The 23,085-nt window shown below is 60.0% G+C and carries 24 protein-coding genes; 7 read left to right on the top strand and 17 right to left on the bottom strand.

What is annotated here, in order from left to right:
* Positions 1 to 369 precede the first annotated feature (369 nt).
* The 4 genes from K0V07_RS15765 to K0V07_RS15750 form a co-directional block, all read right to left on the bottom strand.
* Entirely contained in the window at positions 370 to 1,974 is a 1,605-nt protein-coding gene (locus K0V07_RS15765) for a serine protease (RefSeq protein WP_220622351.1), read from the bottom strand.
* 123 nt (positions 1,975 to 2,097) lie between these two features.
* Positions 2,098 to 2,469 (bottom strand): hotdog domain-containing protein, encoded by a 372-nt coding sequence (locus K0V07_RS15760; protein ID WP_220622350.1) that lies wholly within the window; start codon positions 2,467 to 2,469, stop codon positions 2,098 to 2,100.
* Between the two features lie 100 nt (positions 2,470 to 2,569).
* Entirely contained in the window at positions 2,570 to 4,147 is a 1,578-nt protein-coding gene (locus K0V07_RS15755) for a DHA2 family efflux MFS transporter permease subunit (RefSeq protein ID WP_220622349.1), read from the bottom strand.
* A gap of 22 nt (positions 4,148 to 4,169) precedes the next feature.
* Positions 4,170 to 5,741 (bottom strand): HlyD family secretion protein, encoded by a 1,572-nt coding sequence (locus K0V07_RS15750; RefSeq protein ID WP_220622348.1) that lies wholly within the window; start codon positions 5,739 to 5,741, stop codon positions 4,170 to 4,172.
* A 219-nt stretch (positions 5,742 to 5,960) separates the two neighbouring features.
* On the opposite strand from K0V07_RS15750, the gene rpsP reads away from it, so the two are divergent.
* The 4 genes from rpsP (at position 5,961) to rplI (ending at position 7,914) form a co-directional block, all read left to right on the top strand.
* Positions 5,961 to 6,194 carry a 30S ribosomal protein S16 gene (gene rpsP, locus K0V07_RS15745; RefSeq protein ID WP_255568027.1) on the top strand — a complete coding sequence of 78 codons (234 nt, stop codon included), beginning with the start codon at positions 5,961 to 5,963 and terminating at the stop codon, positions 6,192 to 6,194.
* Between the two features lie 96 nt (positions 6,195 to 6,290).
* Positions 6,291 to 6,965, top strand: a complete 675-nt coding sequence (gene trmD / locus K0V07_RS15740) for a tRNA (guanosine(37)-N1)-methyltransferase TrmD (protein ID WP_220622346.1) — start codon at positions 6,291 to 6,293, stop codon at positions 6,963 to 6,965.
* A gap of 41 nt (positions 6,966 to 7,006) precedes the next feature.
* Complete coding sequence (gene rplS / locus K0V07_RS15735) at positions 7,007 to 7,372, top strand: 50S ribosomal protein L19 (RefSeq protein ID WP_220622345.1); 366 nt, start codon at positions 7,007 to 7,009, stop codon at positions 7,370 to 7,372.
* A 32-nt stretch (positions 7,373 to 7,404) separates the two neighbouring features.
* Positions 7,405 to 7,914 (top strand): 50S ribosomal protein L9, encoded by a 510-nt coding sequence (rplI, locus tag K0V07_RS15730; RefSeq protein ID WP_220622344.1) that lies wholly within the window; start codon positions 7,405 to 7,407, stop codon positions 7,912 to 7,914.
* Between the two features lie 292 nt (positions 7,915 to 8,206).
* On the opposite strand, the gene K0V07_RS15725 is transcribed toward rplI, so the two are convergent.
* A complete protein-coding gene (locus K0V07_RS15725) occupies positions 8,207 to 9,748 on the bottom strand; it encodes an MFS transporter (protein ID WP_220622343.1) in 1,542 nt (513 codons plus the stop codon).
* Between the two features lie 289 nt (positions 9,749 to 10,037).
* A complete protein-coding gene (locus K0V07_RS15720) occupies positions 10,038 to 10,574 on the bottom strand; it encodes an ATP-dependent Clp protease proteolytic subunit (protein ID WP_345778181.1) in 537 nt (178 codons plus the stop codon).
* A 286-nt stretch (positions 10,575 to 10,860) separates the two neighbouring features.
* Here K0V07_RS15720 and K0V07_RS15715 point away from each other — a divergent pair, with 286 nt between their 5' ends.
* A complete protein-coding gene (locus K0V07_RS15715) occupies positions 10,861 to 11,211 on the top strand; it encodes a hypothetical protein (RefSeq protein ID WP_220622341.1) in 351 nt (116 codons plus the stop codon).
* A 9-nt stretch (positions 11,212 to 11,220) separates the two neighbouring features.
* Here K0V07_RS15715 and K0V07_RS15710 read toward each other — a convergent pair whose 3' ends face one another.
* From K0V07_RS15710 to K0V07_RS15670, 9 genes are all read right to left on the bottom strand, one after another.
* On the bottom strand, positions 11,221 to 11,871 hold the full coding sequence (locus tag K0V07_RS15710; RefSeq protein ID WP_220622340.1) for a DUF1573 domain-containing protein: 651 nt from the start codon (positions 11,869 to 11,871) through the stop codon (positions 11,221 to 11,223).
* 211 nt (positions 11,872 to 12,082) lie between these two features.
* A complete protein-coding gene (sufT, locus tag K0V07_RS15705) occupies positions 12,083 to 12,649 on the bottom strand; it encodes a putative Fe-S cluster assembly protein SufT (protein WP_220622339.1) in 567 nt (188 codons plus the stop codon).
* Positions 12,650 to 12,655: 6 nt separating this feature from the next.
* Positions 12,656 to 13,987, bottom strand: a complete 1,332-nt coding sequence (gene sufD, locus K0V07_RS15700; protein ID WP_220622338.1) for a Fe-S cluster assembly protein SufD — start codon at positions 13,985 to 13,987, stop codon at positions 12,656 to 12,658.
* A 38-nt stretch (positions 13,988 to 14,025) separates the two neighbouring features.
* Positions 14,026 to 14,760 carry a hypothetical protein gene (locus K0V07_RS15695; RefSeq protein ID WP_220622337.1) on the bottom strand — a complete coding sequence of 245 codons (735 nt, stop codon included), beginning with the start codon at positions 14,758 to 14,760 and terminating at the stop codon, positions 14,026 to 14,028.
* Between the two features lie 40 nt (positions 14,761 to 14,800).
* Positions 14,801 to 16,213: a Fe-S cluster assembly protein SufB gene (sufB, locus tag K0V07_RS15690; RefSeq protein WP_220622336.1), complete on the bottom strand. Its 1,413-nt coding sequence runs from the start codon at positions 16,211 to 16,213 to the stop codon at positions 14,801 to 14,803.
* 42 nt (positions 16,214 to 16,255) lie between these two features.
* On the bottom strand, positions 16,256 to 16,873 hold the full coding sequence (locus tag K0V07_RS15685) for a hypothetical protein (RefSeq protein WP_220622335.1): 618 nt from the start codon (positions 16,871 to 16,873) through the stop codon (positions 16,256 to 16,258).
* An 18-nt stretch (positions 16,874 to 16,891) separates the two neighbouring features.
* Entirely contained in the window at positions 16,892 to 17,902 is a 1,011-nt protein-coding gene (locus tag K0V07_RS15680; RefSeq protein WP_220622334.1) for an NAD(P)-dependent alcohol dehydrogenase, read from the bottom strand.
* A gap of 27 nt (positions 17,903 to 17,929) precedes the next feature.
* Positions 17,930 to 18,688, bottom strand: a complete 759-nt coding sequence (sufC, locus tag K0V07_RS15675; RefSeq protein WP_255568025.1) for a Fe-S cluster assembly ATPase SufC — start codon at positions 18,686 to 18,688, stop codon at positions 17,930 to 17,932.
* A 57-nt stretch (positions 18,689 to 18,745) separates the two neighbouring features.
* Entirely contained in the window at positions 18,746 to 19,201 is a 456-nt protein-coding gene (locus K0V07_RS15670) for a Fur family transcriptional regulator (protein WP_220622333.1), read from the bottom strand.
* A gap of 506 nt (positions 19,202 to 19,707) precedes the next feature.
* Between K0V07_RS15670 and queF the strand changes: the two genes are divergently transcribed.
* On the top strand, positions 19,708 to 20,073 hold the full coding sequence (gene queF, locus K0V07_RS15665; RefSeq protein ID WP_220622332.1) for a preQ(1) synthase: 366 nt from the start codon (positions 19,708 to 19,710) through the stop codon (positions 20,071 to 20,073).
* A gap of 25 nt (positions 20,074 to 20,098) precedes the next feature.
* Positions 20,099 to 20,974, top strand: coding sequence for an MBL fold metallo-hydrolase (locus K0V07_RS15660; protein WP_220622331.1), 876 nt, complete (start codon positions 20,099 to 20,101; stop codon positions 20,972 to 20,974).
* Positions 20,975 to 21,019: 45 nt separating this feature from the next.
* On the opposite strand, the gene K0V07_RS15655 is transcribed toward K0V07_RS15660, so the two are convergent.
* On the bottom strand, positions 21,020 to 21,229 hold the full coding sequence (locus K0V07_RS15655) for a hypothetical protein (RefSeq protein WP_220622330.1): 210 nt from the start codon (positions 21,227 to 21,229) through the stop codon (positions 21,020 to 21,022).
* A 132-nt stretch (positions 21,230 to 21,361) separates the two neighbouring features.
* A complete protein-coding gene (locus K0V07_RS15650; protein ID WP_220622329.1) occupies positions 21,362 to 22,933 on the bottom strand; it encodes an ADP-ribosylglycohydrolase family protein in 1,572 nt (523 codons plus the stop codon).
* Positions 22,934 to 23,085: the final 152 nt, after the last annotated feature.

Genomic DNA, 23,085 nt, shown 5'->3' with positions numbered 1-23,085 from the left:
AAAAAACGCGCATTCGCCAAGCGCTAATACGTATACGGGCTTACGCAGCCCCTACCCGCGGCAGCCGGGGGCTGCACTTTCGATGCTGCGCATCGTGTCATGCGTTTGTTGTAGGCAGATACTCTGCCTACAACAAACGCTGAGCAAAGCATCAAAACTGACTCGCCACCAGGAGAAGTCCTGAACCTCTGATCCTTCGGGTCACCGATGCCACCGCCAACGCGGCTGCATCAGCAAATGCGGTGACGCCTGCTCAAATGAACTTCGCACATCCCACAACGTACGGCGCGAAACCTGTAGGCAAATTGCGATCGACTGCGAGCGATGGGGTAGACCCCGTCAATGCCAGCGGGTGCAACCCGGCCCTGCCTACCAGAGGCCCTGATTGAGGGACTCGTTAACGGTGGCCAGCTGCGTGAAGCCCTGCTCCAGCTTTTCAATGCGGTCGGCGTGGTGGCCGGTGCGGGGGATGAGAGGCAGGTTTTTCATTTCGTCGGCCTGCTCCCGGAAAAAGTCGGTCAGCGAACGGCCCTTGGCGCGGCCGCGATTACGGATGATGTTTATGACCTTGTTACGCTCGCTCATGGTGTAGCGTTTCCCTTCGAGGGATGCATACTCTTTGACCACGGCATTGTGAGCGGTGATCCACTGGGCCAGTCGTGGGTTGTCGATGCCGGGGATGACGATGGGCGCGAAGGGGTCGTCGTAGTAGGAGCTCATGATCATCGAGGACTGCTCCAGGGCGGCCTCGGCGGCGATGATGCGCGCGTTGATCATGGCGAGCGCCTCCGGGTGAAAGGGCACCCAAGTGATGGCCGGGTCGAGCTTGACCCCGAAGCGGCGGACCTTGTCAAAGCCGGATCCTGCCATGGTCCAGTCGAACTTATCCGAGGGGTTGAATATCGCATAGGTGGCCACGGCGACGACGGTGTCCTTCTTGTTGACGATGGGGCTGCCACTGTTACCGGGGACGAACTTTGCGGTGGTCTCGATCCGGTCAAAGGCATCGCCCACGATCTTACCACGAATCTCGGTAATGACGCCCGCCCCGGCACTGTTGCCATACACGGTGACCTTGTCGCCGATGTCGGCATGGACGGTCACGTTGAGGGCCGGGGGCTGCTCGGCGATACTGATGCGGGCCAGGTCGCGGTCGGCGGCCAGCTCGACCAGCAGGGGCTTGAGCTCGGTGCCGTTGCGCAGGCGGATCTTCAGGTCCCTCCCGGAGCCGACCACATGGCTGTTGGTGAAAAAGTAGACCACACCGTTGAGGCGGGCGAGGAAGCCCGTGCCGGAGCCCTGGGCGTTGGTAACCAGCCCCACGGCGTCCGGGGGCGAAGGAGGGCGGGAGTGGCTGTCTATACGGGCCGCGGCGTGAACCTTTGCCGCGCGTGCCTTCTCGGCTTCGGCGAGTCTTTCCAGTTCTTCCACATCAAGCGTGGGAAGATTGGGCTCCTGGTCCGCCGCAGCGACAGCGGATTTGTTCTCCTCGGCGGTGGCTTCGCGGTAGCGCTGCTCCTCGACGAGGCGAAAAAGATTGGCCGGGAAAGGCACACGGCGCTGACCGCTGCCGACCGGGACGATGAGCTCGAGCTTGTTATCGTGCGAGGCGGTGACGGGGTAGGCGCTGCCTTTTTCGATCAGAATGATGCCCTTGTCTGCGTTGATGACGACCATCCCGGCGATGTCGACGGTATTGCCCTCGCGTGTGCTGATGATACGGCCGTTCTTGCGCTTGGGGATCTCGATGATGTGGACGGCGTCCCCGAAGTCGTACTTGATGTAGTACGCGTCTTTGTTCTCGCTGACGATCTCGAAGGATTGCGAAGGGTAGAGCTTAATCTTGCCCTGGTTGATCGGGTAGCGGACAGCGAAGCTGTTGTTAGGCAACGCGACGTAGGTCTCGGCGCGTGAAGTTAAGGGCGCAAGCGCGGCCAGTAAGCCGAGCAGGAGGAGGTGAATGAAAGGCTTCATTGGGCAGTAGGGAGATGACGTACTGCTAACTCTAAAGACCTTTATGGGGTATTGTCATGGCTAATATGAGAAAAATACACAATCAGCTTCCCCAATGAGCGGAAATGCCCTGCTATGTGTATTTCAGGGAATCACTTTCTTGCATCCATGGGGCATGGGGCGGCCCTCGGCGTCGATGGCGACAAAGACGATGCGGTCGATCGTGATGATGGTGTCTTTGGTCACCTTGTTGCGGACTTCGCAGCACAGGGTGATGGAACTGGTGCCAAACTCGACCACGTCCATGCCCAGCTCGATGATGTCGCGGGGCTTGGCGGAGGCCTTGAAGTCGATCTCGGAGATGAACTTCGTGACGATGTGCGGGTTATTGTTGAGCTGGCACATCGCAAAGATCGCAGCCTCCTCATCGATCCACTGCAGGAGCTGGCCTCCGAAGAGGTTCCCGTGGGCGTTGAGGTCTGCCGGGCGGATCCATTTGCGGCTGTAGAATTTCATGGGAGCATTTTTAACGCATCGCGGCCCCGCTGCAATCGATAGATGCAGCTTTTCGATATGGATAGGCAGAACGATTCATCTCCGCCCATGCTGCCGTGCTCTAGTGCCCGGCGGCAGCGGGTTTACCGGCATCGGGGCGCTTACGCATGAATAACAGCAACGGGATGACGCAGGCCAGACTCAGCCCGAAGATAGCGAAGATGCGGTCAAAGGCGAGGCTGCTGGCCAGGGCGTTGTTGACGTACTCGATGACTTTGATCGCGTACATCTTCGAGGTGCCCAGGGGCACACCCTGGTCTGCGAAGTAGCGGTCAAGATTACTCATGGTCACGATGGACGCCGGGTCGTTGGGGACGACCGCGTTGGCGAGGACCATCTCGAAGTTCGCCTTCACCTTACCCAGAATGGTGGCCGCGATCACGATGCCCACGCCACTGCCGAACTGCCGGGTGAGGTTGAGCAGGCCGCAGGCGTTGGCCTGCTGATCGGGGCGCAGGTCTGCCACGGCCAGGGCATTGAGCGGTACGAAGATCACCCCCAGGCCGATGCCGCGCAGCAGGAAGGGCATGTACAGGTCGGCCTTCGGCGTCTCGACGCTGAAGGTGCTGTACTTGAACATGGCAAAAAAGAAAATCCCCAGCCCGGCCAGGATCAGGACATAGGGGTTGATGCGGTGGGCGACCTTACCGGCGATGTACATGCTCAGCCCGGTCCCCGCCGCCACCGGGAACATAATCATCCCCGTCTCCAGTGCGGAGAAGCCCATCAGGTCGATGAGGAGCATCGGCGTCACAAACACGATGGCCAGCGTACACAGCGCCTGCATGAAACTGAACAGGCAGCAGGCGGTGAACTGCACATTTTTCAGAATCCGCAGGTCAACAATCGGGGAGGGGATATTCAGCTCGCGGATCACAAACATGATGATGCTCGCGACGCACAGGACGGAGAGGTTCATGCCGTTACCGAGGAAGCTCCAGTCGAGGCTGGATTCCTCCACCAGGATGTACTGGAGCGAGCCGATGGCAAAGGTCAGCAGGAGCAGCCCCTGCAGGTCGATCTTCTGGACCTTTTCCCGGTAGGCCGAGTCCGGTACGAGCAGGCCGACCAGCACGACGGCCAGAGCCCCGAAGGGGACGGTGACGTAGAAGATCCACGGCCACGAAAGAATACCGGTGATGTAGCCGCCGATCGCCGGGCCCATGGCCGGGCCAACCATTAACCCGAGCCCCCAGAGTGACATGGCCCGTGCGTGCTCGCGCGGGGGGAAGACCTCGTAGATGATCGCCTGCGCGGTGGCCACGAGCGCGCCCCCGCCGATGCCCTGGAGCACGCGCCAGATGATGATCTCCGTCAGCGAGCCAGACATGCCGCACATCAGGCTGGCAAACGTAAAGAGGATGAGTGAGCCGTTGAAGTAGCGTTTGCGGCCAAAGAGCTGGGCGAGCCAGCCGGTCATCGGGATGATGATGACATTGGCCAGCAGGTAGCCGTTGGAGACCCAGCTGATCTGCTCCAGCGAGGCATCGAGGCTGCCCATCATGTCGGGCAGCGATACAGTAATGATGCTCGCGTCCAGTCCCTCCAGGAAGGACGCCAGCGTGACCACCGCCACGATCAGGTAGCGCAGCGGGTGCCCGTCCTCGCCGTAGATGTTCTGCTTCGGTTGTTTCTCCATACCCCCTGGAGTCGGTCAAAGGTTAGCGCCCGTCGGTGCCGACGGAGCCGGGATTGTTGCGCTCGGCCACATCCTGCACCGCGCTGGTAGTGGTGGCGACATCCGTAGATGCAGGTGCGGTGGTAGAAGTTTCAGCCGGGGCGGTATCGGTAGGGGATTGATTATCCGAGCCCGTACCGGGAGCCTGCGTGGCTGCGGGGGCCGGTGTCGGTACCGTTGTGGAAGAGCTGTTGGTGGCCGGTGCGCTTGGGGCTGGAGCGGCAGAGGTGTCCGTCTTGGCGGGATCGGCGGGCTCCTTGGGGGAAGTATCTTGGCTGGTCGTGTCGGCGGCAGCGTCAGCTTTTTTGGCCTCGGTCCCGGTGGGGGCTGGTGCGGTACCCGCGGCCTGCGAGGTGGGGGAGTGGCTGCCCTCGGGGGCCGGGGTGGCGGACTTTTCCTTTTTCTCACCTGCCTCGATGGCTGCCTTGGCCTTGCGGTAGGCGACGACCTGCTTGTCGTTTTCGTCGAGCGGGTCCGTCATGATCGTGACCGTTGCGCTCATGCCGGGAAGCATGCGGGCCTTTTGCTTGGGGTCGAGGATGCGGATGCGCACCGGGATAAGGGCCTCGGTCTTGATAAAGTTACCGCTAGCGTTGTTGCGGGGGATGAGTGCGAACTCCGATCCGGCGGCCGGGCTGATGCTCTCGACCTCGCCGTAAAAGGTTTCGCCCGAGAAGGCATCCAGAGAGATGATCACCGGGTAATCGACCTGAATCTGCTCGATTTTGCTCTCTTTAATATTAGCCGTTATCCAGGTGTCGGACTTGGAGATGACGGCCATCAGGTACTGGTTGGACTGGACGAGGACGCCGGGGCTGATGTTGTTCTGGGCGACATAGCCCTCGATCGGGCTGCGGATGTCGGTATTATTAAGGCGCAGGCGGGCCTGCTCGAGTTCGGCCTTGGCCTGGTCGAGGTTGTAGCCGCTGAGGCGCTGGTTGGCCTGCTGCTCGGCGAGCTGTTTCTGGGAAAAGAGGGACTGCTTCTGCAGGGTGTTTACGCTGGCCTGCCAGGTTTCTACGTTGTTCTGAGCCTTGGTGAGCTGGGACTGGACAAAGCCCGCCTTGTCCTTTTTCGCTTCAAGGTCCTTCACCTGCTCCTGAGCTTCGTTCAGATTGGCCTGAGCCTCGGAGAGCTGGGCGTTGATCAGTTGGACGTTGGCCTGCGCGCTCTGAAGCTGGGCGGCGTTTAGCCCGGGCTGGCTGTTTGTGCCGAGCTTGGACTGGACGAGGTCGAAGTTCGCCTGCGCCCGCTCGACCTCCCACTGGTAGTAGCTGTTGTCGAGCTTGACGAGGCTCTGGTCGATTTTGACAAGGTCGTTCTCCTGGGCCTCGACCGCCGTGACATAGCCCTGCTCGGGGGAGAAAATTTTAACCACGAGGCTTTTGACCTCGGCATTGTCGGTGGTCACGCGGGTATGCGCGCGCTGGACCTCCACATAAGCGAACCAAGCGAAGCCGGCGGCTCCGATGATGACGAGCGGCCAGAGCAGTTTGGCCACCAGCGGATGCAGTTTGGGCTTGGACTTTGCCTCGTTTTCGTTTTTCTCAGCCATCACCTATACGCATGCCGGGCAAAGCCCTCAGAGGCAATCTTATATACCTGATGAGAGGCCTTGTGCGAAAAAGGTATATAAGAAAGGTTGACAGGAGGGGGTAAAAAGCCTTTTTTCTCCTGCTTTTCCGTAAAAACCCGTAGATAAGAGGACACATTTTTCATGGCACTCCGAATCAGACTGCAGCGTCACGGCGCTTCCCACTCGCCTGTATACCGCATGGTTGTGACTGAATCCAGCCACCGCCGCGACGGCCGTCACTCCGAAGTGATTGGCAACTACAACCCGAAGGCACGTGGCCAGGACGTCGAGCTTAAGCTCAAGCTTGATCGCGTTGACTACTGGATGGGCGTTGGCGCTCTGCCGACCGATACCGCCCGGACGCTGATCAACCGCGCCCGCCGCGAAGCCGCCGCTGCTCCGGCCCCTGCCGCTGAGCAGACCGAGGCCTAAGCAGCCGCACGTTTTTCAGGAACGGCTTCTCCACGCGAGGAGCCGTTTTTTTGTTTCTACAGACCGCGCGCATCTCGCCCATCTATTTAAAATCCCATGTTGAGCAAAATTGATTTGCTGACGCTCTTCCCGAAAATGGCGGAGGGCTTTCTGACCGAGAGTATCCTCGGACGGGCTTCGACGCATGGGCTGCTCGACATCAATATCCACAATCTGCGGGACTGGTCCACGGACAAGCACCACAAGGTGGATGACCGCCCCTTTGGCGGTGGGGCAGGGATGGTCCTTATGCCGGAGCCGCTTTTCGCGGCCATCGAGGAGATCAAAACTCCCGATACCACAACGATTTACCTATGCCCGGACGGCGAGCCGCTATCGACCCCGATGGCGCGTGAACTGGCTGAACTGCCGCACCTGCTGCTGATCAGTGGCCACTATGAGGGGGTGGACCAGCGGGTCCGCGATGCCCTCGTGGACCGCGAAGTTTCCATCGGCGACTACGTGCTGACAAACGGCACCCTGCCGGCGGCTGTCTTGATCGACTGCGTGGCACGGCAAATTCCTGGTGTATTAGGTGAAGAAAAATCCTTGACGCAGGACAGCTTCAACGACAATTTCCTCACTTTTCCTCAATTCACGCGTCCGGCAGAGTACCGTGGGATGAAGGTTCCCGAAGTGCTACTGAGCGGCGACCACGCTGCCATCGAGCGCTGGAGAGAGGAAGAAAGAAGGAGACAGACCCGCCTGAGAAGGCCCGATCTTAACCCATAATTTCTGTACCCGACCGGATACACGTTAACAGACCTTTCGCCATGCAAGCGATTCTCGAAAACATCACCAAAGACCAAATCAAGACCGACCTCGTTAAGTTCAAGGTTGGCGACGGCGTGCGCGTTCACACGAAGGTGCGCGAAGGCGACAAGGAACGCATCCAGATTTTTGCCGGCATCGTTATCTGCCGCAAGGGCCGGGGCATCGCCGAGACCTTCACGGTCCGCCGTATCTCCTACGGCGAAGGCGTCGAGCGCGTCTTCCCCGTCAACTCGCCCAACATCGAAAAGATCGAAGTGGACCGCGAGTCTATCACCATGCGTGCCCGCATGTACTACCTGCGCGGCCGTATCGGTAAGCAGGCCAACAAGGTTAAGGAAAAGCGCCTCGTCGAGGCCGGCCGCTAAACCGCGTATTCACCACAACCCAGACTTTCCCAATGGCAACGACAGACATCCTCCTTCTTGAGCCCGTAGCCGGACTCGGCGGCGAAGGCGACCAGGTTAACGTCAAGGCTGGTTACGCCCGCAACTTCCTCCTCCCGCGTAAGCTGGCCCTGCCGGTGAACCGCGCCAACCAGAAGTACATCGACGCCCTCCAGAAGCGCCGCGCTGAGCGCGAAGCTCAGGAGCTCGGTAACGCCCAGGAACTGGCCGCCAAGATCGAAAAGGTCAGCATCGCTATCGCGGTCAAGACCGGCGAAGGTGGCAAGATGTTCGGCTCCGTTACCGCTCAGGACCTGATCGACCGCTTCAAGGAAGACGGCGTCGAGCTGGACCGCAAGCAGCTCAACCTGTACTCCCCGGTCAAGGCCCTCGGCAAGCACACCACCAAGGTGAAGCTGCACCCCGAGGTGACCGTCGAGTTCGAGTGGGAAGTCGTTTCGGAAAATCCGATCGAGGAAACCGAAGAAGCTGCTGCCGAAGAGGAAGCCCCCAAGGCTGAGTAGTTCGAGAGACAGAATTAATTTCCAAAAACCTCCGTCCGGTATCGGGCGGAGGTTTTTTTGTGGGTGATCACCGGAGACAATGAGGGGGCAGCCATGACGGCGCGGCATGCCAATACCCCGACAGTGAGTTGTCTTGAAAGTGAAGGTGCCCTGATGCCGATACTCTTCCCCGTATCGAAAGGCTCGCTGGGCTTTACCAATCTTAGAGGGGCAGCGAACGCAGTGAGCGATGGGGCAAAGCCCCAACAATGTCCTGTGCGGTCAAGCATCACAGGTCCAGGACTGGTCCTGGTTAGGCGAGGTCGGCGTCGGCTTTATCGTCTTCGTCGAGTTCCTCATCGGTGGGGCGGTGGCCGATCTTGTCGAGGCTGACGCCCTTGGTCTCGATGGCGAAGATGGTCGTGATGATGGCCCCCAGCACAAAGGCTCCGACGAGCCCGAAGAGCAGGGCCTTGTCGCCGATGCTTTTGAGCAGGATAGGGAAGAGGAATGCGGTCAGGACGGCCCCGATCTTGGCAAAGGAGGCGGCGAAGCCCGCGCCTTTACCCCGGATGTGCGTCGGGAAGACCTCCCCGGCGATGAGGTAGGTCATGGCGTTGGGGCCGAGGTTCGTCATGAAGAAAAAGAGCATGAACCCGATGAAGAGCACCGGCATGTTGTTACCGCCGTCGGACTGCATGGAGAGTGCTGCGAGCAGCAGGCCGACCGCGCAGCCGACGAAACCGATGATCTGGAGCTTGATCCGGCCCAGACGATCCACCAGCAGGACGGCGAAAATGATGCCGATGACAAAGAGGATGTCCATCAGGGCGGAGCCCTTGGCGGCGAGAATGTCGTTGTGGATGACCTCGTTGAGCGTGTCGGTGACGGATTTCTTTCCGATCAGCGTGGCCAGAATCGTCGGGGTGAAGATCCCGATCCCGTAGGTGCCCAGATCCTGGAGAAACCACGGTACGGAGGCCAGGATGGTGGCCTTGCGGTAGGGCTTGCTGAAGAGCACGCCGTAGTGGCCGGCAGGGCGGGGGCCGTCTTTGTTCGGGTTGGCGAGGCGGATACTGCGCGGATACTGCGGGCGGCGGCGCAACAGCCGGTGGGTGGCCTCTTCGGCGTCCTTGATACGCCCACGCGAGACCAGCCAGTGTCCACTATCAGTGACGAAGAAGCGACCGATGATGACGAGGATGGCGGGGATCACGGCGCTGGCGTACATCCACCGCCAGGCGGATTCGACCGGGTTCTCTGCCAGAATGACGTAGCCGATGACCGTACCGGTCAGTGCGCCCACGGCCTGAAAGGCGAAAGCGCTCAGCACCAGCCTGCCGCGCGCGGAGGTGGGGATGCTCTCCGATATCACCATATGGGCTGTCGGATAGTCGCAGCCCAGCGCGATCCCGATCCCCAGCAAAAAGACCACGACCCACAAAAAGCTCGGGGCCAGAGACAGGGCGATGAGAAACACGGTAAAGATAATCATCTCGGCGATGAACATCCGCTTGCGGCCAAAGACATCGGCCAGTCCTCCCAGTGCGGTAGCCCCGATCAGGATGCCCGCGAGGGTCGCAGCGGTGACGAAGCCCTCGGACGAGGGCTTCAGGCCGAACTCGCGCGAGATCAGCGGCAGGGCCACCCCCGTCATAAAGACCACCATCCCCTCGAAGAACTTACCCGCGCAGGCCAGCGACCAGATGCGCCACTGCATGTGCGTCATGGGCGTGTTGGGGGCACGCGTGCCGTCTGCCCACAGGGGGCATTCGTCAATATACTCTTGGACGGTGCGGGCCCGCTGTGGCTGCCCCGGGTCCGGCTGAAAACGTGTTTCGGGATTTTCGGACATAGCGGCGATGGTTGATAAGCAGCGCGATTGCCGCCGTTTCGCAAACCTTATCCCGTGGCGTCACCTAATCTTAACACTCCGAGTTCTAATCGTAATTAGCCGACACTAAGCATGTTGCGATCTTTCGTGCATATTAAAAATGCGTTACTCTTTTCGCATTTGTCCGGGAATCATGCATTTGCACAACCGGAGAAAACAGGTCCAACGGCTAGCGCAGGCACAAAAAAGCCCGCCAGTGTGACAACCGGCGGGCGAAATGGGAAAGACGCTGGTGCGTCCGCTCAGGGACCTAGATCTTTTCGACGATTTCGTCTACCAGGCCGTACTCGATAGCCTCGGGAGCGGTCAGGTAGAAGTCGCGGTCAGTGTCCTTGGCGATCTTTTCCAGCGGCTGGCCAGAGGAAGCGGCGAGGATGTTGTTGAGCTCGATGCGGAGCTTTTCCATTTCCTCGGCCTGGATGTTGATATCCACAGCCGGGGCGACGATGCGGCCCATGATGAGCGGCTGGTGGATGAGCACGCGGGCGTGCGGGTAGATGAAGCGGTTACCCTTATCGGCGCCACAGAGGAGGATAGAGCCCATGCTGGCAGCCATGCCCGTGACGATGGCGCGGATCGGCGAGCTGATGAGCTTCATGGTGTCATAGACAGCCATCCCTGCCGTGATCGAGCCACCGGGGCTGTTGATGTAGAAGTCGATCGGTTCGCCGGGCTTATCGCAGTCGAGGTAGAGGAGCTTTTCCATGACTTCCTGCATGGACTCGTCGTTTACCTCGCCCCAGAGAAAAATCTTACGCTGCTCGAGAAACTTCTTCTCCACCAGCATGCGGAAGCCGCCCTTGGGCTCTTCCTTGGGCTTGTCGTCGCACCCGGCGCTCGGGCTAACCGTATCTTTAAAGAGATTGTTCATAGCAATGAGCTGAAATGTAGGCATGACGCGCGGATTTACCAATCAAAAATGTGGATTGCTCGCGCTGCATGGTCCAGAGGAGTCATTACTAATGCCATTTGCGTTTAATATAATACGGACGAATATATAAGCGGACGGGTTTACGGTCCGATGATTATGGCGATAATAGGCTATGCAAGCAACGATCCCGTCTGCCATTCCCGTGAGCGAATCCCAAGAATCATCCGGCCCGACCTCCCAAGGCTTACTGAGCTGGCTGAAGCCCTGGGTACGACTGGATAGTCGCTTCACCAGCTGGGAGGAGGGAGAAGAAGTCCACTCCCGTAAGATACTGGTCCGTACCCGGCCCGGTGTGCAGCTGGACCTGCTGCAGGAGCGTGACCACCCCCGCTTCAGCGCGAAGCTCAGCAAGCTCGATGACGCCCGTGGCTACTACCAGCTCAAGGTGTGGCCGCATTCGACGCGTGAGTTCGCGCAGGGTGAGGTGCGTTTGCTCGCCACGTTGCCAAACGGTCGCGAGAAGCTGTACAAAGTTCAGGCCTGTGTGGACTGAGCGCCGTCGCTACTGAGCAACGCGGACGTAGATATTATAAACGCGCGACTGGCCACTGCCCCAGTTGGCCTCGATGGGGAGAATCCCCGAGCCTGTCTCGCCGCCGAGCGGAGTCAGGGATAAGTGGTAGCTACGCTGATCGCCGTCCTGCTTTTTCTCGAGTACCGCCGATACGGGTAGCGGGCGCTTCGGGGTTTGCAGGGTAAGGCTCACGCCGGGCTCGACCGGGATGTCGAGGGACTTGGTCTCGGCCGTATCGCTGGCGCGCCACTTGACGACACGGGTGGGCAGATTTGCAGCGACCGGGATGTCAGAGCGAAAGTTCAGCACGGTGGCCGGATGGTCTTTCTCGTCCGTCAGCACGGTGATGGTCGAGTGCTGTGGACCTTCGCGGTCCTCGGTCTCGAAAAACGCGGCTATCTCGGCGGATTCACCGGGCGCAACCATCGTGCGGCTGGCAGCGGCATAGGTGCAGCCACAGGAGGTTTTTACCTCCAGGATTTCGACCGGTGTGCTGCCGGTATTTTTAAAGGGGTAGGTCGCCTCCAGACTCTCCTGCCCAAACGAGGCCGGAACCGTCAGAGACATCGTCTCCCATTCGAGTTCGGCCGACAAAGGCAGGGCGGTGCACAACGCCAGTAGATACGCGATAGCTTTCATCTGCACATAAGGAAAGCCGGGCAGAGGAAAGCGTCAAGTCAGGGAGGAGAGGTGAATGCCGCTGCTTTACAGAACAGGCGCTACGGTATTCTCCCCTGAAAACACTAAGGTGACCCGAACGATCATGGTCCCAAGCCTCGCCCTGCGGGGCAGCGACTGCAGTGAGCGATGGGGCAGAGCCCCATCAATCGGATCAAACGCCGAGCGTTTGCTAGATGAGGCCGAGCTCCATCTTGCCGTCTTCGGAGATCATGTCCTGATTCCAGGGCGGGTCCCAGACGATGTCCACCTGAGCCTCGCCGACGCCGGGCACGGACTCGCAGCGGATGCGGGCGTCCTCGGCGATGGCCGGGCCCATCCCGCAGCCGGGAGCGGTCAGGGTCATCTGGACGGAGACCTTGTAGCCGCCTTCTTCGCGCGGGGCGATGTCGAGCGAGTAGACGAGGCCGAGGTCCACGATGTTGACCGGGATTTCCGGGTCGTAAACAGTCTTGAGAGCCTCCCACAGAGTGCCTTCCTCGGGAGGGCCGGAGGGCTCAGTGCTGGCGGCGGCTGCATCGCTCTCAGCAGCAGCAGCGTCCGGGCTGTCTTCGCCGAGGGCGTCGGCGTCCTTACCGAGGATGCGGAACATCCCGTAGTCGCAGACGATGGTAAAGTTGCCGCCAAGGCGGTGGGTGATGTCCACCTCCATGCCTTCGGGCAGGTTGATCTTGTCACCGGCGGGAATGACGGTGGCCTCGACTTCGCGGGTCAGGGTACGGTGGTTATCTGCAGACATGGCGTTTTATAAGATGTCTTGGAATTTCGACTGAACGAGGTTTCTGAGATTATCTTTCAATTCCTCGTTGTCGATCTTTTCGATGATCTCCTCGAAGAAGCCGAAGACGAGCAGCTGCTCAGCGGTCTTTTTAGGGATGCCGCGAGCCATCAGGTAGTAAAGCTGTGCGGAGTCGATCTCGCCCGTGGTGGCCCCGTGGGAGCACTTCACGTCGTTGGCCTCGATCTCCAGCCCCGGCAGCGAGCAGGCCTCGGCGGTGGGGGAGAGGAGCAGGTTGCGGTTGGTCTGGTAGGCGTCGGTCTGCTGACCGGTCGGCTCCACGAGGATCATGCCCGAGAAGATCGTGCGGGCGTCGTCCATGAGAGCGTTTTTATAAAGCAGGTCGCTGGTGGCGTGGTCACCGATGTGGGTCTGCAGCGTGCGCTGATCAAACTCCTGGTCACCGGTGGCGACGGTGAGCGAGTACATCTTGACGTCTGCCCCAGAGCCGGCGACGCGGGTCTGGTTCTCCAGACGGGCGTACTTGGCGCCGAGGTTGACGGCGATGGTCTTCACCTGCGCGTCGCGGTCGGCGGCATTAGCCTCGACCTGGAAGGACTGCGCGGTCGGCGAGAGGTTCTGTACGATCTTGCGGAAGACCTGGGAGCCTGCGCCGGCGTGGATGGTGCCGGTGGCGATGGAGAGGGACGGGCAGCAGGCCGCTTCCTTACCCGAGCCGTAGTAGTCCATGAAGTCCACCTTGGAGTTGTCCTCGGTGACGAGCAGGGTGTGCGGCAGGACGGTCTCCTCGCAGTCGCTGCTCCAGTAGTACGCGATAAAGGGGTCCTTTACCTCGACGCCCTTGGGGACGTAGAGGAACGCGCCGTCCTGGAAAAAGGCGTTGTGCAGGGCGAGCAGCTTGTCCGAGCCGAGCTTCTGCTCTTCTTCGAGGAAGTACTTGCGGACCAGCTCCGGGTGCTCCTTGAAGGCCTGACTGAGCGGCATCCAGATGACGCCCTTGTCGATTAACTCCTGAGAGGCCGGGTCAAAGGCGATCAGGTGGTTGTCTGCGAAGACGAGGCGACCGGCGGGCTTTTCGACGAGCTTGGAGCGCTCCAGCAGGATCTCTTTCTGCTCGGTTTCGGGCGCGCTGGCAGGTCGGAACTGCGCCAGGTCGAAGCCGTTTCTGTGCAGGCCCGAGAAGCGCCAGCGTTCATCCTTGCGGGAGGGCATGGGGAGCTTTTCGAAGGCTTCCCAGTTGCTGCGTTTGATCTCCTGCAGCCACGGCAGGTCGGCCCATTCGGCCAGGTGTGCCTCAAAGGTGGCGGCGTCAAAAGCGGGTTTGTCTAAGGTTGGCATCTTTAACTTTTTGAGAATTTGAAAAATTGTTTTGGGCTTTAGTTGTAGCGTTGGGTGATGTCCTTCACAGCTTCCTCGTAGGCTTGGGTCTTCAGCAGTGAGACCTGATCGTCATGTTGTGAATGGCGCGTATAGCTGGCGGTGTTGGTCTTGTCCTCGTAGGAAACGGGTGTGAGTAAATTCCAGTCACCTGTGAGTACATCGATAATGGCAATTTTGAGCTGGATCCGCATCTCCTGTTGCTCATCCAGCAGAACTCCACCGACGATGGGGATCCATGACACGGCCTTGGTCGCATACGCTTCCTGCGAGATTTCGAGTTGCCCCCAATAGACGATCATGTAGGAGGCGCCGCCTCTGGCAGCGACCAGCCGAAGGGACTTGTCTAGCGGCGGGACTTCTTGTTTGGAGTCGCTACGCATCCATGTTGGACCATTGCCGTTATCAGGAACTCCGCTAAGCGGGATCACCTCATAGGCAGTCTTCAACCCATCCAGCATGCCATCGTCCGGGAATAATGCTCCAGACTGAATCAACACGATCGTATCACCGTGTTTGAGCCCGACCTCAGGGGAACCGTTTTTGAGGGCATCAGCGATTTCCTGCTCGGTTATCTCATTTCCGCTGGTGCTTACTCCGAGTACAGAGAGCTCATTGAGCTCACCTCGATAGCCACGATCATGGTGGTAACCTGAGTCTGAGATCGAGCGCGTCTCGCAGCCTGCAAAAAGCAGGCATGCGGTCAGCGCCAAGAGGGTGATGGATGTTTTCATGCGATGGGTAGTAGAGAGTACTGCGGCTGATGAGTCCGGGTTAGCCGACGCTTCCTTCCATCTCCAGGTCGATGAGGCGCTTGAGCTCGACAGAGTACTCCATCGGGAACTCGCGTACGAGGTCGTTGACGAAGCCGTTCACGGCCAGGCTCATGGCCTCGCCCTCGTTCATGCCGCGCTGCTGCATGTAGAAGATCTGCTCGGCGCTGACCTTCGAGACGCTGGCCTCGTGCTGGACGCTGTTGTGGTCGCCGCGCACATTGATGGCCGGGTAAGTGTCGGTGCGGCTGTTGGTGTTGATCAGCAGCGCGTCACACTCGGTGTTGTTCTTGCAGCCCTTGAGGTGCTTGGGGATCTGGACCAGTCCGCGGTAGCTGGAGCGGCCCTTGCCCACGCTGATGGACTTGGAGATAATGTTGGAGGTGGTCTCGTCGGCGGCGTGAACCATCTTCGCACCGGTGTCCTGGTGCTGGCCGTCGTTGGCCAGGGCGATGGAGAGGACCTCGCCGCGAGCCTTGCGGCCCTTGAGGACGACGCCGGGATACTTCATCGTCAGGCGCGAGCCGATGTTACAGTCGATCCAGCGGACTTCGGCCTCTTCCATGGCCATGGCGCGCTTGGTCACGAGGTTAAAGACGTTGTTGGACCAGTTCTGCACCGTGATGTACTGGATCTTCGCACCGGGCAGGGCGACGAGCTCGACCACAGCGGAGTGCAGGGCTGCGGTGTCAAACTGCGGGGCGGTGCAGCCCTCCATGTAGGTCATTTCGCTGCCCTCGTCGGCGATGATGAGGGTACGCTCAAACTGGCCGAAGTTCTCGGCGTTGATGCGGAAGTAGGCCTGCAGGGGCTGGGAAACCTTTACGCCCGGCGGGACGTAAATGAAAGAGCCGCCCGAGAAGCACGCGCTGTTGAGCGCGGAGAATTTGTTATCACCGCTGGGGATGACCTTCCCGAACCACTTTTTGAAAATCTCGGGGTGCTCGTGGAGCCCCTCGTGCGGGCCGACGAAGATCACGCCGAGCTCGGCCAGGTCGTCCTTCATGCGCGAGTAGACGGCCTCGGAGTCGAACTGCGCCTCGACACCGGCGAGGAACTTGCGCTCGCTCTCGGGGATACCCAGGCGCTCAAAGGTTTCCTTCACGTCGTCCGGCACTTCATCCCAGGAGCGGCTGGCCTTCTGGCTCTTGGCCAGGTAGTAGCGCACGTCGTCAAAGACGATGTTCTCCAGGTCCTTGGTGGCCCAGTTGGTGGGCATGGGCTTGTCTTCAAAAAGCTTGAGGGCTTTCTTGCGGAACTCACGGACCCAGGCGTCTTCGCCCTTGGCGTCGGAAATGTAGTCGATGGTGTTTTCCTTCAGGCCGATGCCGGCGTCGAAGGCGTAGTCTTCGGCAAAGTGAAAATTGCCTTTGCTGCGGTCGATTTCGATTTCGGGTGTAGCGGTATCGCTCATAAGAACTTTGGTTGGTTGAACTTTAAAGATTGAGAAGTGAGGTTAGAGGATCTCCACGTTGACTTGCGGTGGAACTTGAGAGGGTGCTGGTGCGAGCCCCTGCGGGACGACTTTCATCGTCATGTCCTGGGCAAAGGATGCCGGCAGGACGGCGACTCTTGCCCAGGTGCCGCCGAGTGTCGTCACTCTGCCCGGAGGCTCATAGTAGGTGTAGTCGTTGATGTACCAGCCGGGACCGGGCGTTGCTACGACCGTGACCGGCACATCGCTCCACAGCTCCCACGGTGCATCGGACTCGTTGGGCTTGACCAGGCAGGTGTTAGGGCTGACCAGCGGCTGGCCAAACACGTTGACGACCTGCACCAGATTATCCTGAGGCAGGTAATACGCGCCGTCGGCATTGGTGAACCCGGGATAAAACACGCCGGGCAGGATAATGACATCGACGTTCGACTTGATGACCGAGAGCTCGTACTTGACCGTGTAGCTCAGCTTTTCGCTGACAACGACCGATGGCTGCTCTGGTGACATCGTTACCCCCGCCAGCTTGAACTGCGGCGGCGGCGCCGAGCTGCAACCCGCCAGCACAAACGCAGCAAGCAGGCTCAGCGCGGTCAGGCCGAGTCTGTTTTGCGTATGGGACTGTGGTGCGGGATGCATGTGTGGTGGATGTAAGTTTTAGTTGCGGTCGAGGACGATCCGGTAGCGGGCCTTGCCGCTGCTCAGGTGCTCAAAGGCGTCGTTGATCTGCGCCATCGAGTAGTGCTCCGTCACCGGTGCGATGTCGTGACGTGCGCAGAACTCCAGCATGTCGCCCACCGTGGCCGGGCTACCCAGTGGAGAGCCGCCGATCGAGCGCTGCCCGCCGATCAACTGGAAGGGGACGAACTCGGCTGGAGGGGCCGCACCGACGAAGTGCAGCTTACCGCCGGGTCGCAGAAGCTCCAGATAGGCGCTCCAGTCCAGGCCGACATTGACCGTGACGAGGACCATGTCGAGCGTGCCTTGCAGGCGCTTGAAGGCGTCTGCCTGACGCGAGTTGACAAAGTGGTGCGCACCCATGGAACGGGCTTCGGCCTCCTTGTCTTCACTGGAGGAAAACGCCGTCACCTCGCAGCCCCAGCCCTTGGCGAACTGCAGGGCCAGGTGCCCGAGGCCACCAATGCCGACCACGCCGACCCGTTGGGTGGGCATGATGCCATTGATGACAAAGGGATTGAACGCGGTGATGCCGCCGCAGAAAAGCGGGCCAGCCTTGGTCGCGTCCAGATCCGCCGGAAGCGGGATCGCCCACTCGCTCTTGGCAACGACATGGCTGGCAAAGCCGCCATGGCGCGCGACGATCGTCTCCTCGGCATGGGAGCAGCGGTTATGGTGGCCGCTCATGCACTCGCGGCAGTGCATGCACGAGCCGGAGAACCAGCCCACGCCGACGCGTTGACCGAGCTGAAGGTGGGTGACGTGCTCGCCCTTCCACAGAATCTTACCGACGACTTCATGGCCGCCAACAAACGGATAGACGGAGCGGCCCCAGTCGTTATCGAGCATGGACAGGTCACTGTGGCAGATGCCGCAGTGATCGACGGAGACGAGTACATCATCCGCCCGCAGGTCTTCGGCCTGATATTCAAACGGCTCGAAGGCCGCCTTGGGGGCGCTGGCTGCGTAGCCTTTAATCGTGGTGCTCATCGGTGGGCGGCAGGGCGGGTAAACGGATTAGGCGCTGGCCGGGGCAAGCTCTTCCTTGACCCAGTCGTAGCCCTTTTCTTCCAGCTCCAGGGCGAGGTTCTTGTCGCCGCTCTTGACGATCTTACCGTCGTACATGACATGGACGACGTCCGGCACGATGTAGTCGAGCAGGCGCTGGTAGTGGGTGATGACGAGGAAGCCGCGCTCGGGGCCACGCATGGAGTTGACCCCCTCGGCGACGATGCGCAGGGCGTCGATGTCGAGGCCGGAGTCGGTCTCGTCCATGATGGCGTACTCGGGCTTGAGCATCATCATCTGAAGGATTTCGCAGCGCTTCTTTTCGCCGCCGGAGAAGCCGTCGTTGACGGAGCGCGAGGTAAAGGCGCGGTCCATCTTGAGCTGGTCCATATTGGCGTACAGCTCCTTGTAGTACTTGGTGGCGACGATGTTCTCGCCCTCGGGCAGGCGGGCCTGGACGGCTGCGCGGATAAAGTTGGCGATGCTCACGCCGGGGATCTCGGCCGGGTACTGGAAGGCCAGGAAAAGACCGGCGCGTGCGATCTCGTCGGGCTCCATGCCGACGATGTTGGTCCCGTCAAGGAGGGCTTCGCCACCTATGATGTCGTAGTCCTCATGGCCGGCGAGGGCCTTGGCGAGCGTGCTTTTCCCGGTCCCGTTGGGGCCCATGATGGCATGGACCTCGCCCTTGGGCACGGAGAGGTTGAATTCCTTGAGGATCGGCTTTTCGCCGATGCTGACGGAGAGGTTACGGATATCCAGTGACATGATGTGAAGTGGTTGTCTGAGTAAAGGGTGTTAGGTGTGGTGAAGTAGATATTGGGTTTAGTTCTCAGCGACGCAGTGGTCGCCGGGCAGGTCCTTGGGGGCGTAGCCGGTAAAGCTCAGTTTAAACTTTTTCGCCTCAAAGCCCTGTGGAAGGACATTGGTGATCTCGTGCATGAAGTTCTCGGGCAGATCTATATCGAATACGCGCCCGGTGCCTTCGTCCAGAAAATGTGCATGCTCACCGTCGTTAGGACAGAACCGGCTGGGCTCGCGCTCGTAGTTGAGCTTTTTGACCAGGTCGCACTCGACGAGGGTTTCCAGGCAGTTGTAGACGGTGGCGAGCGAAATAGAGGGCATGACCTGCTTGGCGCGAGCGTAGACCTCGTCGGCCGTCGGGTGGTCGCGCTGAGTCAGGAGCACGGCATAGACGTGCTCTCGCTGGCGAGTGGCGCGCAGCCCGTTTTCGACGAGCGCCTCTTCCAGTTCGCGTTTTGAGTTGGTGGATAGCTTCATGGATGCAAACGGCCTCAACTAAATTGGAATGATTCCAGAAATCAACCGAAACTGAGAATTATTTTCATTAAAATTAGGAAAGCTTGTCTAATGCATGTCTGAAAGGAATAATGATAATCGTTCTAAATAAAGCAGGCCCATTGCCAGTTCATGGGGCGGAGCGACTTTTTCAGGCCGATCTCATACTTTTTTCGGGCGAGGGGAGTCCATCGCCCCCTCAGACAGCCCTGTGAGGATAACAAAAAAGCCCGGGAACATGCCCGGGCTTTTGTGTGCGTGGTGTGAGAGCAGGGGGTTTACCTCGGCATGATCACTGCGGGATCTCGCGATCGCAGCAGGAGAACAGCAGGCTTGCGCCCACACAGACCGCTATGGTTATCATTGCGATGGTAAACATGGTATTAATATAGTCGGGTTTTGCCCAAGTTCCTGACAAATTTGCCAATTGGGGTGTCTTTTGTGCGAAACGGGGTTGAGCACCGGGACGGAGACGGTATTGGTGGGGCATGGAAACCTTTGAAAACCCGAATCCGGGCCGCGACTACCAGATCCAGCACATCGCCGAGGAGTTTACCTCGGTCTGTCCGAAAACCGGGCACCCGGACTTCGGGACGGTGGTGTTGACCTATATCCCCGACCAGCTCTGCGTCGAACTCAAGGACTACAAGCTGTACCTGCACGACTACCGTAACAAGGGCATCTTCTTCGAGGCCGTGACGAACAAGATCATGGACGACCTCTACGCCGAGCTGAAGCCGCGCTGGCTGCGGATCGAGACGATCTGGAAGGGCCGCGGGGGCATCCGCTCAGTGGTCCGCATCGAGCAGGCCGCCGATGATTTCACCGGGCCCACGCCGCCGTATTTCGGTTAAGACACGACTCGCAAACCGTAGAGCAATGCGTGCATCATCCATCGAGCGTGTCGCGGTCCTGCCGAGCCCGCCCTTTCGTCTGGACGGTGGAGCCATCTTTGGGGTGGTCCCGCGCGTGCTCTGGGCCAGTGACTTCCCGCCTGACGCGGACAACCGGATCGCGCTGACCACACGTGTGCTCCTGGCCAGTGGCGCCGGGCGGCACCTGCTGGTCGATCCCGGCATCGGTACGGCCTGGGATGATACCTTTATGGCTCGCTACGGGATCGAGCCCGAGGGAACAGCCTTTGAAGGCTCGCTGGCCCAGCTCGGGCTGAAGCCGGAGTCCATCACCGACGTGGTGCTCACGCATTTGCACTTTGACCACCTGGCGGGGTGCTTTAGGGGGCAGCCGGGGGCGCTTGAGCCGGTCTTTCCGAACGCCCGCTACCATGTCCAGCGCAGACAGTGGGAATGGGCGCAAAAGCCCAGCCCGAAGGACCGTGCCAGCTACACGCCGGAGCATCTGGACCTGCTGCGGGCTAGTGGCTGCCTGGAGCTGCTGGACGGCCCGGGCGAACTTGCGCCGGGCTTCGAGGTGTTTTTATGCGATGGGCATACCCATGCGCAGCAGTTGTGCAAACTCAGGGCAGGGGGGCGCAGTTGGGTCTACGGGGCGGATGTGTTTCCCATTGCTGAGCTTTTGCGGCTGAGTTGGATCATGGCCTACGACATCGAGCCGCTAGCCACGGTGGAGGCCAAACTCCGCTGCCTGGAAGCCTGTCGTCAGGACGATGCCTTTCTCATTCTCGGGCACGACACGCGTTTTCTTGGTGGGCACGTGCGACAGGGCAAGCGCCACGCTGAGCTGGTCGAGTCAGTACCTGCGAACGCGGGTGTCGAGGTGCTCTATGCAGGCTGATGGCAGGCGCGGCGGATACCGCTACGCACGTCAAGCCGCCTGGGCTTAGTTGCCGTTGATGGCTTCCTGCATCTGCTCTTGCTCGTAGCTGTTGATCTGGCCGTCGGCAGCCATCGTGTCTACATCTGCGGACTGGGTGGCGTTGACGCTGCTGAGCTTGGTGGCGTTCTGGTCGGCCTCCACGTTTTTCTCAAACTGGGCGCAACCGGTCAGCAGGCTAAGGGCGAAGAGAGAGGTAAAGAAAAGCGTACGCATGGGCGGGAGCATGCGTAGCTGCCTACTCCAGTACAAACTCTAAATCCGGGTATGAGTTGGCGCGCATCGGTGTGATGCGCGCCAACCAAATCGGACTCGCGGACTGTTGCGCGAGAAACAGCTAAACCGTTACTAGGATATCTGCAGCTTGACCTTTGTGCGGTCGAGGCGACCAAGTGCCCTTGTGCGTTCGTCCCAGTAGGCCAGGTGCCAGTCTCCGGCGCTATTGGCGCAGTGCTGGACGCCGCCCTTGAGCTGGAAGGGCACATGGACGCCGACCGGATTCATGCGGCCACTGAGGGTGACCTTGAGCGGGACATAGGTGTAAACGGAGTGGATCGGGCCGGGACGCAGGACAAAGTCGACGCCTGGCTGCAGGCCTTTCTTGGAATTGAGCGAGGCCGAGGGGCCGGGCAGCATCGTCCACCCCTCGGGGAGCTCCCAGTTCAGGTGCATGAGCTGCTCACGGTGGTTGGCGTTGCGGATGATGACGCGGATTTTCTTGTCCACGCCCTCCTCGATCTCGGGGCCATCCTGATAGTCCACGCTCAGCTCAGCATAGGGCAGGTCAAAGACCAGGTCGTAGGGCGAGAGGGACCACAGACGGGTTTTTACCCATTCGCTGTCGTTGAGGGATGCCTGGAAATCTGCCGTAAACTCGGTCGGGCGCTCGTCGAGGGCGACTAGCTTACGGTTATAATTGCAGTTGTCGAGAGCCTGGCTGATGACACGATCGGTCAGCTCGGTCACGCTGGCGGGGACATCGAGGTTGAAGCGGTTGATGGCCACGGTCTGGATGCTGTCACCGATGGGCTCGATCCATTTTTGCGGTAGGGCCTTGCGACCGTGGATGATGCCCAGAATGGCTCCGGCGGTGGCCGCGGTGCAGTCCGTGTCGTCGCCGCAGTTGGTGGCGAGGCAGATGGTTTTCCCAAAGTCACCCTCACCGTAGAGGATGGCGATGATGGTAAAAGCGATGTTGCCGGGGGCCTGGAACCAGCCGAGGTCCTTGTTGGCTTCGACGATGCGGTTACGCGCCTCGCTAAACTCGACCTTGGTGTCGTAGAGTTCGCAGGCCAGTTTTACGTTTTCGGCGAGGCGGCTCTCGGGCGGGATCTTGGACAGACCGATGCTGATCAGCTCGCGCACGTCGGAGACCACGAAGGCTGCTGCCTCCAGGCTGGCGGTAAACATCTCGGCGTAAACGCCCTCACCGGTGTGGTCGCAGCAAGAGTCCATATACGCGAACTTGGCGGCCTCGTCCGGGGAGCCGGGCAGCATGCAGGCCCAGACCTCGGAGCGGATCCAGGCGCCGTTGCTGTACTTCCACATGTCGTTGTTGCAGGAGCCGGAGAGGGGAGGGTAAAGCCCGGCGGCGATGTTCGCCTTGCAGACGCCGTACTCGTTCCACGGGCCGACGATGTGGTTCATCCAGTACTCGCCGAGCAGGCGCGGGGTGATGTTGTAGAGGCCGTGCTCTTCGATGGCCTGCAGCCATACCAACTGCAGGTCGAGGTCGTCGTTGGGCTCGGGCTGGCCCTTGAGGTCCTGCGTGTAGAAATGCACGTCGTTCATCTGCTGGGTGTTCTCGAAGGGCGCGCCGAGCGTCCCACCGATATTCTTGCCCATCCAGCAGCCCAGGACCTTGTCCCGGTACTCGTCGAGGTTCATGTGCTGAGGGGAAACGTTAACGGAGATTTGCATAATGATCGACCCCTAGCACTGCCCATGGCCGTGTCTAGAGCAAAGCCGTGCCCCCTCTCGCTTTTGTCAAATATTGGGAGCAATGGTCAATTTTACGGAATCGATACACCCGAAATATCGGCTCCGCCAGTTTGCACAACAGGGGCTGTAAC

Origin of the sequence: Ruficoccus sp. ZRK36, assembly GCF_019603315.1 — a bacterium.
GTDB lineage: Bacteria > Verrucomicrobiota > Verrucomicrobiia > Opitutales > Cerasicoccaceae > Ruficoccus.
The sequence above is the reverse complement of the archived record's forward strand: the minus strand, read 5'-3'. Positions and strand labels throughout refer to the sequence as shown.